Raw genomic sequence first — 15,969 nt, 5'->3', positions numbered from 1 at the left:
ATTACCGGAACGGATGACAGCATGGCTATCAAGATACGCAAACTCGATTCGGCAAGCGAAGGCTTCGCGGCCGAACTGCGCGCGGTGCTCGCGTTCGAGGCGAGCGAAGACGACGCGATCGAGCGCTCGGTCGCGCAGATTCTTGCGGACGTGAAGGCGCGCGGCGACGCCGCGGTGCTCGACTACACGAATCGCTTCGACCGGCTGAACGCGGCAAGCGTCGCGGCGCTCGAGCTGCCGCAGGGCGAGCTGGAAGCGGCGCTCGAGGGCCTCGAGCCGAAGCGTCGCGCGGCGCTCGAGGCGGCGGCCGCGCGCGTGCGCGGCTACCACGAGAAGCAGAAGATCGAGTGCGGCAGCCATAGCTGGCAGTACACCGAGGCCGACGGCACCGTGCTCGGCCAGAAGGTGACGCCGCTTGATCGCGTCGGCCTGTACGTGCCGGGCGGCAAGGCGGCGTATCCGTCGTCGGTGCTGATGAACGCGATTCCGGCGCGCGTCGCGGGCGTCGGCGAGATCGTGATGGTCGTGCCGACGCCGGACGGCGTGAAGAACGATCTCGTGCTCGCCGCGGCGCTGTTGGGCGGCGTCGATCGCGTGTTCACGATCGGCGGCGCGCAGGCGGTGGCCGCGCTCGCGTATGGCACGCAAACGGTGCCCGCCATCGACAAGATCTGCGGGCCGGGCAACGCGTATGTCGCATCGGCGAAGCGCCGCGTGTTCGGCACGGTCGGCATCGACATGATCGCCGGGCCGTCCGAGATCCTCGTGCTGTGCGACGGCACGACCGATCCGTCGTGGGTCGCGATGGACCTGTTCTCGCAGGCCGAGCACGACGAGCTCGCGCAATCGATCCTGCTGTGCCCGGACGACGCGTTCATCGAGCGCGTCGAGAGGGCGATCGACGAGCTGCTGCCGACGATGCCGCGCGAGGACGTGATCCGCGCATCGCTCGAAGGGCGCGGCGCGCTCGTCAAGGTGCGCGACATGGCCGAGGCGTGCAAGATCGCGAACGACATCGCGCCCGAGCACCTCGAGATCTCCGCGCTCGAGCCGCACCAATGGGGCAAGCAGATCCGCCACGCGGGCGCGATCTTCCTCGGCCGCTACACGAGCGAGAGCCTGGGCGACTACTGCGCGGGCCCGAATCACGTGCTGCCGACGTCGCGCACCGCGCGCTTCTCGTCGCCGCTCGGTGTGTACGATTTCTTCAAGCGCTCGAGCGTGATCGAGGTGAGCGCCGAAGGCGCGCACACGCTCGGCGAGATCGCGTCCGAGCTCGCGTACGGCGAGGGATTGCAGGCGCACGCGAAGAGCGCCGAGTATCGGATGAAAGGGGCGGGCGACCGCCAGAAAGGCTAACGGTAAGCCAGCGCGCAGGTTGCGCGAGACGAGACCAGCCCAAAAAGACGACAACCCGAGACTGCCTGGCGAGGCGGCTCGCGCGGCGCGACCGATGCGCCGCGCGAGCGCCTCGGCCAGGGCCATGCCGGCGCCCGCGCGCCGTTGCCGCCATGACTACGCCAGAAGACATCATCCGCCGCGACGTGCTCGCGATGACGAGCTACCCGGTGCCGGACGCGACGGGCTTCGTGAAGCTCGACGCGATGGAGAACCCGTATTCGCTGCCGGCGCCGCTCGCGGCCGAGCTCGGCGAGCGGCTCGCGCACGTCGCGCTGAACCGCTATCCGGCGCCGCGTCCCGCCGCGCTGATCGACCGGCTGCGCGCCGTGATGGGCGTGCCCACCGCATGCGACGTGCTGCTCGGCAACGGCTCGGACGAGATCATCAGCATGCTCGCGATGGCGTGCGCGAAGCCGGGCGCGAAGGTGCTCGCGCCGGTGCCGGGCTTCGTGATGTACGAGCTGTCGGCGAAGTTCGCGCAGCTCGAGTTCGTCGGCGTGCCGCTTCGCGCGGACCTGACGCTCGACGTCGACGCGATGCTCGCGGCGATCGCCGAGCACCGGCCTGCGCTCATCTATCTCGCATACCCGAACAACCCGACGGGCACGCTGTACCCGGACGAGGACATCGAGCGGATCGTCGCGGCGGCCAACACGAGCCTCGTCGTGATCGACGAGGCGTACCAGCCGTTCGCGCAGCGTAGCTGGCTGCCGCGCGCGGCGGAGTTCGACAACGTCGTCGTGATGCGCACGATGTCGAAGCTCGGCCTTGCGGGCATCCGCCTGGGCTATCTGGCCGGGCTGCCCGCGTGGCTCGCGCAGTTCGACAAGGTGCGCCCGCCGTACAACGTGAACGTGCTGACGCAGGCGGCGGCCGGGTTTCTGCTCGAGCGGCTCGACGTGCTCGACGCGCAGGCCGCGCAGCTACGCGACGCGCGCACCACGCTCGCGCACGCGATCGGCGCGCTGCCGGGCGCGACCGTGTTCCCGAGCGCGGGCAATTTCCTGCTCGTGCGGGTGCCGGACGCGGCCGCCGTGTTCGACATCCTTTTGACCGAGCGGGTATTGATCAAAAACGTGAGTAAAATGCACCCATTGCTCGCCAATTGCGTGCGCGTAACGGTTGGGTCTCCCGAAGAAAACGCGCGCCTGCTGGCCGCACTGAAGCTGGCGCTGCCCTGACGGGCCACGCCGGGGCGCTGTCTTTCCCGTCCCCCATTTACCTCAGTCAATGCAAGGAATCACCATGCGCGTGGCGGAAGTCGTTCGCAACACCAGCGAAACGCAGATCCGTGTGAAGCTCGACCTCGACGGCACCGGCAAGCAGAAGCTTGCGACGGGCGTCCCGTTCCTCGACCATATGCTCGATCAGATCGCGCGCCATGGTCTCGTCGATCTCGACATCGAAGCGCATGGCGATACGCACATCGACGACCACCATACGGTCGAGGACGTCGGCATCACGCTCGGCCAGGCCGTTGCAAAGGCAGTCGGGGACAAGAAGGGCATCCGCCGCTACGGCCATTCGTACGTGCCGCTGGACGAGGCGCTGTCGCGCGTCGTGATCGACTTCTCCGGGCGTCCGGGCCTCGAATTCCACGTGCCGTTCACGCGCGCGCGGATCGGCACGTTCGACGTCGACCTGTCGATCGAGTTCTTCCGCGGTTTCGTCAATCATGCGGGCGTGACGCTGCATATCGACAACCTGCGCGGCGTCAATGCGCACCATCAGCTCGAGACCGTGTTCAAGGCGTTCGGCCGCGCGCTCAGGATGGCGGTGGAGCTTGACGAGCGCGCGGCGGGGCAGATTCCGTCGACGAAGGGCAGCCTCTGATTTCCGGCCGGAGCCGAAACGACCTTATTGCGACCCCACTGGCCGCGGCGGCTGCGCCGGCTTGCGATGGATCTGCTCAAATCGTTCATTTCCCTGCTCGCGCTGATCAATCCGCTCGGCGCTGTGCCGTTTTTTCTGAGCCTCACCGCCCAGCAGGCGGAAGCCGAGCGGCGGCGCACGATCCGCATCGCGGCGGTCTCGGTGTTCTGCGTGATCGCGGTGACGACGCTGCTCGGCCAGCAGATCATCGATTTCTTTGGAATCTCGGTGGGCTCGCTCGAAGTCGGCGGCGGGATCATCATGCTGCTGATGGCGATCTCGATGCTGAACGCGCAGATCGGCAATACCCGGTCGACGCCCGAGGAGCGCGACGAGGCGGAGTCGAAGAACAGCGTGGCCGTCGTGCCGCTCGCGATTCCGCTCCTGACGGGGCCGGGCTCGATCAGCACGGCGATCGTCTACGCGGCGAACGCCCGGCACTGGTACGACCGGCTCGGGCTCGTCGCGATCGGCGCGGCGCTCGCGCTCATCTGTTTCTTTGCGATGCGGCTCGCCGAGCCGATCGCGCACTGGATCGGCCGCACCGGCATCAACATCGTCACGCGTCTGATGGGATTGATGCTGTCGGCGCTGGCGGTGGAATTCATCGTCGACGGACTGAAGGCATTGTTGCCTGCACTGACATGAAAACTTCGATTGCGATTGTGGATTATGGAATGGGCAACCTGCGCTCGGTCGCGCAGGCGCTCATGAAGGCGGAGCCCTCGGCCGACGTGAAGATCGTCGACAGGCCCGAAGCGATCCGCGCGGCGGACCGCGTGGTGCTGCCGGGCCAGGGCGCGATGCCCGACTGCATGCGGTGCCTCGGCGAGTCCGGGCTGCGGGAGGCGGTGGTCGAGGCGTCGCGCACGAAGCCGCTCCTCGGCGTGTGCGTCGGCGAGCAGATGCTGTTCGACTGGAGCGCCGAAGGCGACACGAAGGGCCTCGGCCTGCTGCCCGGCAAGGTGCTGCGGTTCGACCTCGAAGGCCGGCTGCAGGACGACGGCTCGCGCTTCAAGGTGCCGCAGATGGGCTGGAACCGGGTGCGTCAGACGCAGCCGCACCCGTTATGGGAAGGCGTGCCGGACGATGCGTATTTCTATTTCGTGCACAGCTATTACGTGGTGCCGGACAACCCGGCGCACACTGCGGGCGAAACCCGGTACGGCGACGTCTTCACGTCCGCAGTTGCGCGCGACAACCTCTTCGCGACCCAATTTCACCCGGAAAAGAGCGCCGAAGTGGGGCTGCGGCTGTACCGGAATTTTGTTCACTGGAACCCCTGAACGTGGCGCGAGAGCCACACCCGGCGCGCGCAAAACGCCCGCCGCACGGGCTTCGCGAGCGGATACGCAGAAAGAGTTGTACTAAACTAGCGAGACGGCATCGCGCCGGATGGGCCGGCGCACGCCTTTTGATCTCTTCATTTTTCCCTGACAACACCCGATTGCTATGCTGCTGATTCCGGCCATCGATCTTAAAGACGGTCAGTGTGTGCGCCTCAAACAAGGCGATATGGACCAGGCAACGATTTTTTCCGAGGATCCCGCGGCGATGGCCCGTAAATGGGTCGATCTCGGGGCGCGGCGCCTGCATCTCGTCGACCTGAACGGCGCGTTCGCCGGCAAGCCGAAGAATCTCGAGGCGATCGAGGCGATCCTCGGCGAAGTCGGCGACGAAATCCCCGTGCAGCTCGGCGGCGGCATCCGCAGCCTCGAGACGATCGAGAAGTATCTCGACGCGGGCCTGTCGTACGTGATCATCGGCACGGCGGCGGTGAAGGACCCGGGCTTCCTGCGCGACGCGTGCAGCGCGTTCGCGGGCAACATCATCGTCGGCCTCGACGCGAAGGACGGCAAGGTCGCCACCGACGGCTGGAGCAAGCTCACGGGCCACGAAGTGATCGATCTCGCGCAGAAGTTCGAGGACTACGGCGTCGAGTCGATCGTCTACACGGACATCGGCCGCGACGGGATGCTGCAGGGCATCAACATCGAGGCGACAGTGAAGCTCGCGCAGGCGGTCGGCATTCCGGTGATCGCGAGCGGCGGCCTGTCGAACATCGTCGACATCGAGAAGCTCTGCGAAGTGGAAGACGAGGGCATCGAAGGCGTGATCTGCGGCCGGGCGATCTACTCGGGCGACCTCGATTTCGCCGCCGCGCAAAAGCGCGCGGACGAACTGAACGGCGAGCTCGACGACGCCTGACGCGCCGTCTCGGCACGACGCCTTTTCGCCAAGCCGTCCGCTCCGCGCGGGCGGCATTACCCGCGGCATGCCGCGCAACATCATGGCTCTAGCTAAACGCATCATCCCCTGTCTCGACGTGACCGCCGGGCGCGTCGTCAAGGGCGTCAATTTCGTCGAACTGCGCGACGCGGGAGACCCTGTCGAGATCGCTCGGCGCTACGACGAACAAGGCGCCGACGAACTCACGTTCCTCGACATCACCGCGACGTCGGACGGCCGCGACCTGATCCTGCCGATCATCGAGGCGGTCGCGTCGCAGGTGTTCATTCCGCTCACGGTGGGCGGCGGCGTGCGCGCGGTCGAAGACGTGCGGCGCCTGCTGAACGCCGGCGCGGACAAGGTCAGCATGAACTCGTCGGCGGTCGCCAATCCGCAGCTCGTGCGCGACGCCGCGGACAAGTACGGCTCGCAGTGCATCGTCGTCGCGATCGACGCGAAGCGCGTGTCGGCCGACGGCGAGCCGCCGCGCTGGGAAGTCTTCACGCACGGCGGCCGCAAGGGCACGGGCCTCGACGCGGTCGAATGGGCGCGCAAGATGGCCGAGCTCGGCGCGGGCGAGGTCCTGCTGACGAGCATGGACCGCGACGGCACGAAGGCGGGCTTCGATCTCGCGCTCACGCGCGCGGTGTCGGACGCGGTGCCCGTGCCCGTGATCGCGTCGGGCGGCGTCGGCTCGCTCGAGCACCTCGCGGCCGGCATCACCGAAGGCCACGCGGACGCCGTGCTCGCCGCGAGCATCTTCCACTACGGCGAGCACACGGTCGGCGAGGCGAAGCGTTTCATGGCCGCGCGCGGCATTGCAGTGAGGTTGTGATGAACGAACGAGCGAAGCCGGGCGACTGGCTGGGCAAGGTCCGCTGGGACGCGAACGGCCTCGTGCCGGTGATCGCGCAGGACGCGGCGACGAACGACGTGCTGATGTTCGCGTGGATGAACCGCGATGCGCTGGCGAAGACGATCGAGCTGAAGCGCGCGGTGTACTACTCGCGCTCGCGGCAGCGCCTGTGGTTCAAGGGCGAGGAATCGGGCCACGTGCAGCACGTGCGCGAGGTGCGCCTCGACTGCGACGAGGACGTCGTACTGCTGAAGGTCGAGCAGGTCGAAGGCATCGCGTGCCACACGGGCCGGCGCTCGTGCTTTTTCCAGAAATTCGAGGGCACCGTCGACGACGGCGAATGGGTCGCGGTCGATCCGGTGCTCAAAGATCCCGAACATATCTACAAATGACGCAATCGACGATCGAAGACACGCTGCTGCGCCTGGCCGCCGTGATCGACAGCCGCAAGGGCGGCGATCCCGAGCAATCGTACGTGTCGCGCCTCTTTGACAAGGGCGACGACGCGGTCCTGAAGAAGATCGGCGAGGAAGCGACGGAAGTCGTGCTCGCCGCGAAGGACGTGCGCCAGGGCGGCGCGCCGTCCGCGCTCGTCGGCGAGGTTGCGGACCTGTGGTTCCACTGCCTCGTCGCGCTGTCGCATTTCGACCTGAGCCCCGCCGACGTGATCGCCGAGCTCGAACGCCGTGAAGGGATGTCGGGCATCGAGGAAAAGGCGCTGCGCAAGCGCCGCGAGCGCGAGGAAAACGGCGGGTGAGCCGATGCGGCCGCACGCCGCGCCAGATTTGTCATCAAAGGGGAATAGCATCATGCCGGAGTCGCCGAACCAATTTCCGCCGTCGTACCAGGGCGCGACCGAGAGCGAACGCCAGCAATCGTTGCGCACGCTGACGCACATCCTCTATCTGCTGTACGCGATTCACTGGCTGACGGGCGGCATCACGGGCATCGTCGCGATCATCATCAACTACGTGAAGCGCGACGATGCGGTCGGCACCGCGTATCAGGCGCATTTCGAATGGCAGATCCGCACGTTCTGGCGCGCGCTGATCGCGTATCTGATCGGCTTTGCGCTGCTGTTCGTCGGGATCGGCTTCATCGTGCTGGGCGCGGTGTGGATCTGGACGCTGTACCGTATCATCAAAGGCTGGCTGTACCTGAACGACAACAAGACGCTCGATCCGCAGGCGTGGTTCTGACGCCGCGGGGAACGCGTCGGGGAGCGCGATGAGTCACGACCCGAACTGCCTGTTCTGCAAGATCGCGGCAGGCGAGATTCCGAGCACGAAAGTGCACGAGGACGACGAGTTCGTCGCCTTCCGTGACATCCGGCCCGCGGCCGACACGCACGTGCTCGTGATACCGCGCAAGCATATGGCGACGCTGTCCGCCGTCACCGCGGACGACGCGCCGCTGCTTGGTAGAATGATGGTTCTCGTCGCGCGGCTCGCCGAGCAGTTGGGCTGCGCGTATACGGGCGGCGAAACCGGGTTCCGGACGGTGATCAATACCGGGCCGGGCGGCGGGCAGGAGGTCTATCACCTGCACGCGCATATTCTGGCCGGGCCGCGTCCGTGGCGCCGGATGGGATGAGATGGCGGGTGGCCCGTCATCCGAACGAAGCCGGCACGGGCCGGCGATTTGCGCCGCGAGACCGGCGAGGTTTAGGAGAGTTTCATCATGGGCGGATTGAGTATTTGGCACTGGCTGATCGTGTTGCTGATCGTCGCGCTGGTGTTCGGCACGAAGAAGCTGCGCAACATCGGCAACGATCTCGGCAGTGCGGTCAAGGGTTTCAAGGACGGCATGAAGGAGAGCGAAACGCCCGCCGACCCGCAGCAACTGCCGCGCTCGGGCTCGGTGAACGTCGACGCGAAGGATGCGGCGCGTTCGTCGGATTCGAACAAGGCGTGACGCGCGGAAACTGACGGAGCGTCGCGATGCTCGATCTCGGTCTTTCGAAGATGGCGCTGATCGGCGTCGTCGCGCTCGTCGTGCTCGGCCCCGAGCGGCTGCCGCGCGTCGCGCGCACGGCGGGCGCGCTGTTCGGGCGCGCGCAGCGCTACATCAACGACGTGAAGGCGGAAGTCTCGCGCGAGATCGAACTCGATGCGCTGCGCACGATGAAGAGCGATTTCGAGCAGGCCGCGCACAACGTCGAGAACACGATCCACGACAACCTGCGCGAGCACGAGCGCGATCTGAACGCCGCGTGGAATTCGGCGGTGTCGTCGGGCGATCCGGCTGCCGCCGACGCGTCCGGCGGCCTGGCCGCGGTGTCCGACGGAGCGTCGTGGCGCACTGTCGCCGCCGCGCCGGCGAAGCGCCGCAACTGGCGCGTGAAGAAGACGGCGACGCCCGTCTGGTACAAGCGCGCAACGTTGCGTCGCACGCAGGTGCAGTCGGGCGCCGCGCGTGTTGCGCGGCATCAGCAGTCGAGCCTGCGCCGTCCCGCGCGTTTCTTCTGATCGATGATTCGCGCTAGTCATTTCAACCGAGGGCCGGTGTGAGCGACCCCCAGCACAATCCGGACGAAGGTCCGGAAGAAACCTTCATCTCCCATCTCGTCGAACTGCGCGACCGCATCATCCGGGCGGGCGTGGCCGTGATCGTCGTGTTCCTCGGGCTCGTCTACTGGGCGCCCGACATCTTCCGGCTGCTCGCGCGGCCGCTGATGGAGAACCTGCCGAAGGGCGGCAAGATGATCGTGACCGACGTCACCGGCTCGTTCTTCGTGCCGATGAAGGTGACGATGCTCGTCGCGCTCGTGATCGCGCTGCCGGTCGTGCTGTACCAGATCTGGGCGTTCGTGGCTCCTGGGCTCTATCAGCACGAGAAGAAGCTCGTCCTGCCGCTCGTCGGCAGCAGCTATGTGCTGTTCCTCTGCGGGATGGCGTTCGCGTACTTCCTCGTGTTTCCGACGATCTTCCGCGTGATGGCGCACTACAACGCGCCGCTCGGCGCCGAGATGTCGACCGACATCGACAATTACCTGAGCTTCGTGCTCGGGATGTTCGTCGCGTTCGGCGTGACGTTCGAGGTGCCGATCGTCGTCGTGCTGCTTGTGCGGATGGGCGTGCTGACCGTGCGCAAGCTCAAGGAAATCCGGCCGTACGTGATCGTCGGCGCGTTCGTCGTCGCGGCCGTCGTGACGCCGCCCGACGTGTTCTCGCAACTGATGCTCGCGCTGCCGCTCGTGCTGCTGTACGAGGCCGGGATCATCGCGGCACGGCTTTTCGTGAAGCCGCCCGCGAAGGATGAGGACGAGAGCAAGGCCGCGGCGAACTGACGGGCGTCATTGGCGGGCGTCGGCGGGCGACCGGGATTGGTGCCTGCCGGTCTCGCCGGCGCTCACTCCTCCTCGTCGCTGTTCTGCTCGTCGAGCGCCTGCTTCGGTGGCGGCGGCCGCTTGCCGATCACGACCGTCACGTCGAGCTCCTTGCCCTTGCGCACGACGTGCACCTTCGCCGGCGTGCCGGGCTTGATCTGCGCGACGACGTTCAGCAGCTTCGTCGTGTCGGTGATTTCCTCGCCGTCGATCGACACGAGAATGTCGCCCGGCTTGATTCCCGCCTTGTCGGCCGGGCCGCCCTGCAGCACGCCCGCAACGATCGCGCCCGATTTTTGCGCGAGGCTGAATGATTCGGCGATCTCGGGCGTCACGTCCTGCGGCTCGACGCCGATCCAGCCGCGCGTGACGGTGCCCGTCGTGATGATGCTCTCGAGCACGTTGCGCGCGGTCGACACGGGAATCGCGAAGCCGATGCCGAGCGAGCCGCCCGAGCGCGAGTAGATCGCCGTGTTGATGCCGAGCAGGTTGCCGTTCACGTCGACGAGCGCGCCGCCCGAGTTGCCCGGGTTGATCGGCGCGTCGGTCTGGATGAAGTTCTCGAACGTGTTGATGCCGAGGTGGTTGCGCCCGAGCGCGCTGATGATCCCCATCGTGACCGTCTGGCCGACGCCGAACGGGTTGCCGATCGCGAGCACGACGTCGCCGATCCGCGCCTGGTCCGAGCGGCCGAGCGTGATCGTCGGCAGGTTCGTCATGTTGATCTTGAGCACCGCGAGATCGGTTTCCGGATCGCTGCCGATCACCTTCGCGGTGGCCGTGCGGCCGTCGGCGAGTGCGACTTCGATCTGGTCCGCGCCGTCGACGACGTGCTGGTTCGTTAGAATGTAACCCTCCGAGCTTACGATGACGCCCGACCCCAGGTTGGCCGCGGGCTCCTCCTGCTGCCGGCGCGCGTTGCGATCGCCGAAGAAATAGCGAAAGAGCGGATCCTTCGCGCGCGGATCGGGCGGCAACGAACCGTCCTTGCTGGAGAACACATTGACGACGGCGGGCATCGCCTTTTGCGCGGCGTCCGCATACGAGGATTGAGCAGGCGCGCCGCCGACGCCGGGCGCGACTTCCCGCAGCGCGACGATCGGCGCCGCGAGCTGTTTGCCGAGTTGGCCCTGCCGTTGGAGCCATTGCGGCTTGAGCGTCGCCACGATGAACATCAGTGCGAGCAGCACCGTCACCGCTTGGGCGAAGAACAGCCAGAAGCGTCTAAGCATTTGAAGATACTAGAGGTTTATATGGATCGGATCGAACTTGAATTGTACTTGAACAATACCCTCGAAATCGGGCGGTTCAAGGACTACAGCCCGAACGGCCTCCAGGTGGAGGGCCGTCGAAAGATTGAAAAAATCGCCACCGGCGTGACGGCTTCGCTCGCATTTCTCGATCGCGCCCTCGAATGGGGCGCGGACGCGGTGCTCGTCCATCACGGCTACTTCTGGCGCAACGAGGCGCCGCAAATCACGGGACGCAAGTACCAGCGCCTGAAGCGCCTGCTCGCGAACGACCTGAACCTGTTCGCGTTCCACTTGCCGCTCGACGCGCATCCCGAGCTCGGCAACAACGCGCAGCTCGGCGAGCGCCTCGGCCTCATCGGCGACGCGCATTTCGGCGACCAGGACCTCGGCTGGCTCGCGACGCTGTCGATGCCCGTCACGCTCGAGCACTTCGCCGCGAAGGTCGAGAATACGCTCGGCCGCACGCCGCTCGTGCTCGGCGATTCGGACCAGCAACTGCGCCGCGTCGCGTGGTGCACGGGCGGCGCGCAGAGCTACTTCGACGCGGCGATCGACGCGGGCGCCGACGTGTTCCTGACGGGCGAGGTGTCCGAGCACGTGACGCATGCGGCGGCCGAGAGCGGCGTTGCATTCGTTGCGGCGGGGCACCATGCAACCGAGCGTTTCGGCATCCAGGCGCTCGGTCAGCATTTATCGGAGCGTTTTGACCTCGAGCATATCTTTATCGATATTCATAACCCGGTTTAATCGAACAAATTGTCGCACTGCATCCTAAACAAAATGCGATGCGGCGTACATTTCGCAAATTATCGGAACGGGAATCTCGATAGCTCGGGGAAACCCTTGATTAATAATAGCTTCAGGAGGTATTTAACGTCCGGGTCTTGTAAATGCCGACTCCATTCGAGCAAACTAGCGGCGGTGTGAAATGTCGTGACGGATATCCAACTCGGAATTGGGGCGTGGGATGCGAGACAAAGAAGAGGAACACGTCGACAGCAGCCGCCGGACATGGCTGATTGCGACATCGGTTGCGGGCGGCGTCGGTGGCGTCGCAACCGTGATACCTTTCGCGGCGTCGTTGGCGCCGTCCACCAGGGCCAAGGCGGCCGGCGCGCCGGTCGAAGTCGACATCGGCGCGCTCAAGCCGGGCGAGATGCTCACGGTTCCCTGGCGCGGCAAGCCCGTGTGGGTGCTGAATCGCACCGATGCGATGCTCGCCGACGTCGTCAAGGCGGACAAGGAAGTCGCCGATCCGCTGTCGAAATCGACGTACTCGATGCCGTTGCCCGAGTATTGCGCGAACGAATACCGGTCGAGAGCCGACCACAAGAACATTCTCGTCGTGATGGCGGTGTGCACGCACCTCGGCTGCACGCCGAGCCAGCGCTTCACGCCGGGGCCGCAGCCGAACCTTCCCGACGATTGGCCGGGCGGCTTCCTGTGCCCGTGCCACGGCTCGACCTACGACCTCGCCGGACGGGTCTTCAAGAACAAGCCGGCCCCGCAGAATCTGGACGTTCCGCCTTACATGTTCACGTCGGCCACGACGATCGTGATCGGCAAGGACGAGAAAGGAGAAGCGTAAATGGCGACCGATAACAAAGAGATCTCCACAACAGGCTTGCTCGGCTGGGTCGACCGGCGCTTTCCCCTCACTTCCACCTGGAAGCAGCATCTTTCCGAGTACTACGCGCCGAAGAACTTCAACGCCTGGTATTTCTTCGGGTCGCTCGCGCTGCTCGTGCTCGTCAACCAGATCGTCACCGGCATCTTCCTGACGATGAACTACAAGCCCGATTCGGCGCTCGCGTTCGCGTCGGTCGAGTACATCATGCGCGAGGTGCCGTGGGGCTGGCTCATCCGCTACATGCACTCGACGGGCGCGTCGATGTTCTTCGTCGTCGTCTACCTTCACATGTTCCGCGGCCTGCTGTACGGCTCGTACCGCAAGCCGCGCGAGCTCGTGTGGATCTTCGGCTGCGCGATCTTCCTGTGCCTGATGGCCGAGGCGTTCTTCGGCTACCTGCTGCCGTGGGGCCAGATGTCGTTCTGGGGCGCGCAGGTGATCGTGAACCTTTTTTCGGCGATCCCGTTCATCGGCCCGGATCTGTCACTGTGGATTCGCGGCGACTACGTCGTGTCTGACGTCACGCTGAACCGCTTCTTCGCGTTCCACGTGATCGCGATTCCGCTCGTGCTGCTGCTGCTCGTCGTCGCGCACCTGATCGCGCTGCACGAAGTGGGGTCGAACAACCCGGACGGCATCGAGATCAAGGAGAAGAAGGACGAGAAGGGCGTGCCGCTCGACGGCATTCCGTTCCACCCGTACTACTCGGTGCACGACTTCTTCGGCGTCTGCGTGTTCCTGATGGTGTTCGCGCTGATCGTGTTCTTCATGCCGGAGATGGGCGGCTACTTCCTCGAAGCGAACAACTTCATCCCGGCGAACCCGCTGCAGACGCCGCCCGAGATCGCGCCCGTCTGGTACTTCACCGCGTTCTACGCGATGCTGCGCGCGACGACCGACCCGTTCAAGATCGTGCTGATGATCGTGATCGCGGCGCTCGGCCTCCTCGCGCTCGCGCGCGCGCGCGGCAAGTGGAAGATCGCGTTGCCCGTGCTCGCCGCGGCGCTCGTCGTTTTCATGTACTTCACCGAATCGAAGTTCTGGGGCGTCGTCGTGATGGGCGGGGCCGTCGTCACGCTGTTCTTCCTGCCGTGGCTCGACCGCAGCCCGGTGAAATCGATCCGCTACCGGCCGTTCTTCCACAAGGTGTTCTTCGGAATCTTCGTCATCGTGTTTTTGACGCTCGCGTTCCTCGGCACGCGACCGCCTTCGCCCGCCGCGACGCTGATCGCGCAGGTGTGCGCGCTCGTGTACTTCGCGTTCTTCCTCGGCATGCCGTTCTGGACGACGCTCGGCACCTTCAAGCAGCCGCCCGAACGCGTGCGGTTCAAATCCCATTGACGTGAGCGAGAGGGAATTCGTATGAAGAAATTGCTTTCGACGCTCGCAATGTTTATTGTGTCGGCATGTCTGCTGACGAGCGTATCCGTGCGGGCCGAAGAGGGGGAATTTCCGCTCGACCGGGCACCCGATAACACGGAGAATCTCGTCTCCTTGCAGCATGGCGCGCAATTGTTTGTAAACTATTGCCTGAATTGCCATAGTGCGAACCTGATGCGCTACAACCGGCTGACGGATCTCGGCATCCCGCAGAAGGAGATCGAGAAGAATCTCCTGTTCGCGACCGACAAGGTCGGCAACACGATGACCGTTGCGATGCGGCCGGAAGACGCGAAGACCTGGCTCGGCGTAGCGCCGCCGGATCTTTCCGTCGAAGCGCGCGCCCGCAGCCGTGATTGGCTCTACACGTATCTGCGCACTTTTTACCGCGACGATACGCGCCCGACGGGCTGGAACAACGCCGTGTTCCCGAACGTCGGCATGCCTCATGTGCTGTGGCAGCTTCAGGGGGAGCGCAATGCAAAATTCGAGGAAAAGACGGACGAGGAAACGGGCGAGAAAGTGCGCAAGCTCGTCGGGTTCCAGCAGGTGACGCCCGGGACGCTCGCGCCGGCGGATTACGATGCCGCCGTCGGCGATCTGGTCGCGTACCTGAACTGGATGTCCGAGCCGGCGCAGCAGACCCGCAAGCGCCTCGGCGTGTGGGTGCTGCTGTTCCTTGGTGTCCTGACGTTCCTCGCATGGCGGCTCAATGCCGCCTACTGGAAAGATATCAAGTAATCACGCCGAGACTGGCGTGGGGCCAGCGCAAGGAAGAGCCTGCAAGGGGTTTTTCCGCGCGCTGGCCCTCGGCTTTTTGAGGAAACGCAAACATGATGGTTCTGTATTCCGGCACGACTTGTCCGTTCTCCCAGCGTTGCCGGCTGGTGCTGTTCGAAAAGGGCATGGATTTCGAGATTCGCGACGTCGACCTGTTCAACAAACCGGAAGACATCGCGGTGATGAATCCGTACGGACAGGTGCCGATTCTCGTCGAACGCGATCTGATCCTGTACGAATCGAACATCATCAACGAGTATATCGACGAGCGCTTCCCGCACCCGCAACTGATGCCGGCCGACCCGGTGCAGCGCGCGCGCGCGCGCCTGTTCCTGCTCAACTTCGAGAAGGAACTGTTCGTGCACGTGAGCACGCTCGAGAACGAGAAAGGCAAGGCCGCCGAGAAGAGCCACGAGAAGGCGCGCCTCGCGATCCGCGATCGCCTGACGCAGCTCGCGCCGATCTTCCTGAAGAACAAATACATGCTTGGCGAGGAGTTCTCGATGCTCGACGTCGCGATCGCGCCGCTCCTGTGGCGTCTCGACCACTACGGGATCGAGCTGTCGAAGAACGCCGCGCCGCTGATGAAGTACGCAGAGCGGATTTTCAGCCGTCCTGCCTATATCGAAGCGCTGACGCCGTCCGAAAAGGTCATGCGTCGTTAAGCTGTATGTGACTGGGGAGCGGATGCGGCGGCATTGCGCTGCCGCGTCCGTTTTCGTTCGAGGATGGCGATGCAAGAGATTTCCACGAAGCCGTATTTGCTGCGCGCGCTGTACGAGTGGTGCACGGATAACGGGTATACGCCCCACATCGCGGTGCGGGTCGACAAGTCGACGCGCGTGCCGCGCCAGTTCGTGCGCGACGGCGAGATCGTGTTGAACATCAGCTTCGAGGCGACGAGCCAACTGCAGATGGGCAACGAATGGATCGAGTTCACCGCGCGGTTCTCGGGCAAGGCGCACAAGATCGAGGTGCCCGTCGCGAACGTGCTCGCGATCTACGCGCGCGAGAACGGGCAGGGGATGGCGTTTCAGGTCGATGTCGTCGCGGATTCCGGCGATGCCGAGGGCGGCGACGCGCTTGCTGCGGAGGAAGCGGGTGACGATGCCGGTGCTCACGTCGTTCCGGCCGAGGCGGTGCCCGAGGCCGGCGAACCGGCGGACGAACTGCCGAAGTCCGATGGTGACGGCGATGGAGCGAAAGGCAGCCGGCCTCGCCTCAAGATCGTGAAATGAGG

General features: G+C 65.2%; 21 protein-coding genes. 20 read left to right on the top strand and 1 reads right to left on the bottom strand.

Annotated features, from left to right (window positions below; all coding sequences use genetic code 11):
- The first annotated feature begins 21 nt into the window (after positions 1-21).
- From hisD to tatC, 14 genes are all read left to right on the top strand, one after another.
- Complete coding sequence (gene hisD / locus WS92_RS27125) at positions 22-1,359, top strand: histidinol dehydrogenase (RefSeq protein ID WP_059929044.1); 1,338 nt, start codon at positions 22-24, stop codon at positions 1,357-1,359.
- Positions 1,360-1,511: 152 nt separating this feature from the next.
- Positions 1,512-2,582 (top strand): histidinol-phosphate transaminase, encoded by a 1,071-nt coding sequence (hisC, locus tag WS92_RS27120; RefSeq protein ID WP_059929041.1) that lies wholly within the window; start codon positions 1,512-1,514, stop codon positions 2,580-2,582.
- A gap of 64 nt (positions 2,583-2,646) precedes the next feature.
- Positions 2,647-3,234 carry an imidazoleglycerol-phosphate dehydratase HisB gene (gene hisB / locus WS92_RS27115; RefSeq protein ID WP_009913773.1) on the top strand — a complete coding sequence of 196 codons (588 nt, stop codon included), beginning with the start codon at positions 2,647-2,649 and terminating at the stop codon, positions 3,232-3,234.
- A 66-nt stretch (positions 3,235-3,300) separates the two neighbouring features.
- Positions 3,301-3,921 carry a YchE family NAAT transporter gene (locus WS92_RS27110; RefSeq protein ID WP_006029354.1) on the top strand — a complete coding sequence of 207 codons (621 nt, stop codon included), beginning with the start codon at positions 3,301-3,303 and terminating at the stop codon, positions 3,919-3,921.
- Positions 3,918-4,559, top strand: coding sequence for an imidazole glycerol phosphate synthase subunit HisH (gene hisH, locus WS92_RS27105; RefSeq protein WP_059929038.1), 642 nt, complete (start codon positions 3,918-3,920; stop codon positions 4,557-4,559). Before WS92_RS27110 ends, hisH begins: the two co-directional genes overlap by 4 nt.
- Positions 4,560-4,725: 166 nt before the next feature.
- Entirely contained in the window at positions 4,726-5,481 is a 756-nt protein-coding gene (gene hisA / locus WS92_RS27100; protein WP_009888536.1) for a 1-(5-phosphoribosyl)-5-[(5-phosphoribosylamino)methylideneamino]imidazole-4-carboxamide isomerase, read from the top strand.
- An 82-nt stretch (positions 5,482-5,563) separates the two neighbouring features.
- Positions 5,564-6,337, top strand: a complete 774-nt coding sequence (gene hisF, locus WS92_RS27095; protein ID WP_059929094.1) for an imidazole glycerol phosphate synthase subunit HisF — start codon at positions 5,564-5,566, stop codon at positions 6,335-6,337.
- The gene (hisI, locus tag WS92_RS27090; RefSeq protein ID WP_009913768.1) at positions 6,337-6,750 is read left to right on the top strand and encodes a phosphoribosyl-AMP cyclohydrolase; all 414 of its coding nucleotides are present in this window, start codon (positions 6,337-6,339) and stop codon (positions 6,748-6,750) included. The genes hisF and hisI overlap by 1 nt, the downstream gene beginning before the upstream one ends.
- Entirely contained in the window at positions 6,747-7,115 is a 369-nt protein-coding gene (locus WS92_RS27085) for a phosphoribosyl-ATP diphosphatase (RefSeq protein ID WP_006029359.1), read from the top strand. The genes hisI and WS92_RS27085 overlap by 4 nt, the downstream gene beginning before the upstream one ends.
- A 52-nt stretch (positions 7,116-7,167) precedes the next feature.
- Positions 7,168-7,557 carry a DUF4870 family protein gene (locus WS92_RS27080; RefSeq protein ID WP_006029360.1) on the top strand — a complete coding sequence of 130 codons (390 nt, stop codon included), beginning with the start codon at positions 7,168-7,170 and terminating at the stop codon, positions 7,555-7,557.
- Positions 7,558-7,585: 28 nt separating this feature from the next.
- Positions 7,586-7,951 (top strand): histidine triad nucleotide-binding protein, encoded by a 366-nt coding sequence (locus WS92_RS27075; RefSeq protein ID WP_015601620.1) that lies wholly within the window; start codon positions 7,586-7,588, stop codon positions 7,949-7,951.
- Positions 7,952-8,038: 87 nt separating this feature from the next.
- Positions 8,039-8,272: a Sec-independent protein translocase subunit TatA gene (gene tatA / locus WS92_RS27070; protein WP_009913767.1), complete on the top strand. Its 234-nt coding sequence runs from the start codon at positions 8,039-8,041 to the stop codon at positions 8,270-8,272.
- Positions 8,273-8,298: 26 nt separating this feature from the next.
- On the top strand, positions 8,299-8,826 hold the full coding sequence (gene tatB, locus WS92_RS27065) for a Sec-independent protein translocase protein TatB (protein WP_059929035.1): 528 nt from the start codon (positions 8,299-8,301) through the stop codon (positions 8,824-8,826).
- Between the two features lie 38 nt (positions 8,827-8,864).
- Positions 8,865-9,647 (top strand): twin-arginine translocase subunit TatC, encoded by a 783-nt coding sequence (gene tatC / locus WS92_RS27060; protein WP_059929032.1) that lies wholly within the window; start codon positions 8,865-8,867, stop codon positions 9,645-9,647.
- A 62-nt stretch (positions 9,648-9,709) separates the two neighbouring features.
- Here the strand turns inward: tatC and WS92_RS27055 are convergent, their stop codons facing one another.
- On the bottom strand, positions 9,710-10,918 hold the full coding sequence (locus WS92_RS27055) for a Do family serine endopeptidase (protein ID WP_009913766.1): 1,209 nt from the start codon (positions 10,916-10,918) through the stop codon (positions 9,710-9,712).
- A 21-nt stretch (positions 10,919-10,939) separates the two neighbouring features.
- On the opposite strand from WS92_RS27055, the gene WS92_RS27050 reads away from it, so the two are divergent.
- The 6 genes from WS92_RS27050 to WS92_RS27025 all read left to right on the top strand — a co-directional run bounded on the left by WS92_RS27050 (position 10,940) and on the right by WS92_RS27025 (position 15,967).
- Complete coding sequence (locus tag WS92_RS27050) at positions 10,940-11,686, top strand: Nif3-like dinuclear metal center hexameric protein (protein WP_009913764.1); 747 nt, start codon at positions 10,940-10,942, stop codon at positions 11,684-11,686.
- 220 nt (positions 11,687-11,906) lie between these two features.
- Positions 11,907-12,527: a ubiquinol-cytochrome c reductase iron-sulfur subunit gene (gene petA / locus WS92_RS27045; RefSeq protein WP_015601329.1), complete on the top strand. Its 621-nt coding sequence runs from the start codon at positions 11,907-11,909 to the stop codon at positions 12,525-12,527.
- Positions 12,528-13,910, top strand: coding sequence for a cytochrome b (locus WS92_RS27040; protein ID WP_009913761.1), 1,383 nt, complete (start codon positions 12,528-12,530; stop codon positions 13,908-13,910).
- A 21-nt stretch (positions 13,911-13,931) separates the two neighbouring features.
- Complete coding sequence (locus WS92_RS27035; RefSeq protein ID WP_015601600.1) at positions 13,932-14,690, top strand: cytochrome c1; 759 nt, start codon at positions 13,932-13,934, stop codon at positions 14,688-14,690.
- Between the two features lie 92 nt (positions 14,691-14,782).
- Positions 14,783-15,394 (top strand): glutathione S-transferase N-terminal domain-containing protein, encoded by a 612-nt coding sequence (locus WS92_RS27030; protein WP_004185176.1) that lies wholly within the window; start codon positions 14,783-14,785, stop codon positions 15,392-15,394.
- 69 nt (positions 15,395-15,463) lie between these two features.
- On the top strand, positions 15,464-15,967 hold the full coding sequence (locus WS92_RS27025; RefSeq protein WP_015600083.1) for a ClpXP protease specificity-enhancing factor: 504 nt from the start codon (positions 15,464-15,466) through the stop codon (positions 15,965-15,967).
- The last annotated feature ends 2 nt before the right edge of the window (positions 15,968-15,969 follow it).

This window comes from Burkholderia sp. MSMB1588 (genome assembly GCF_001546925.1).
Taxonomy (GTDB): domain Bacteria; phylum Pseudomonadota; class Gammaproteobacteria; order Burkholderiales; family Burkholderiaceae; genus Burkholderia; species Burkholderia humptydooensis.
The sequence above is the reverse complement of the archived record's forward strand: the minus strand, read 5'-3'. Positions and strand labels throughout refer to the sequence as shown.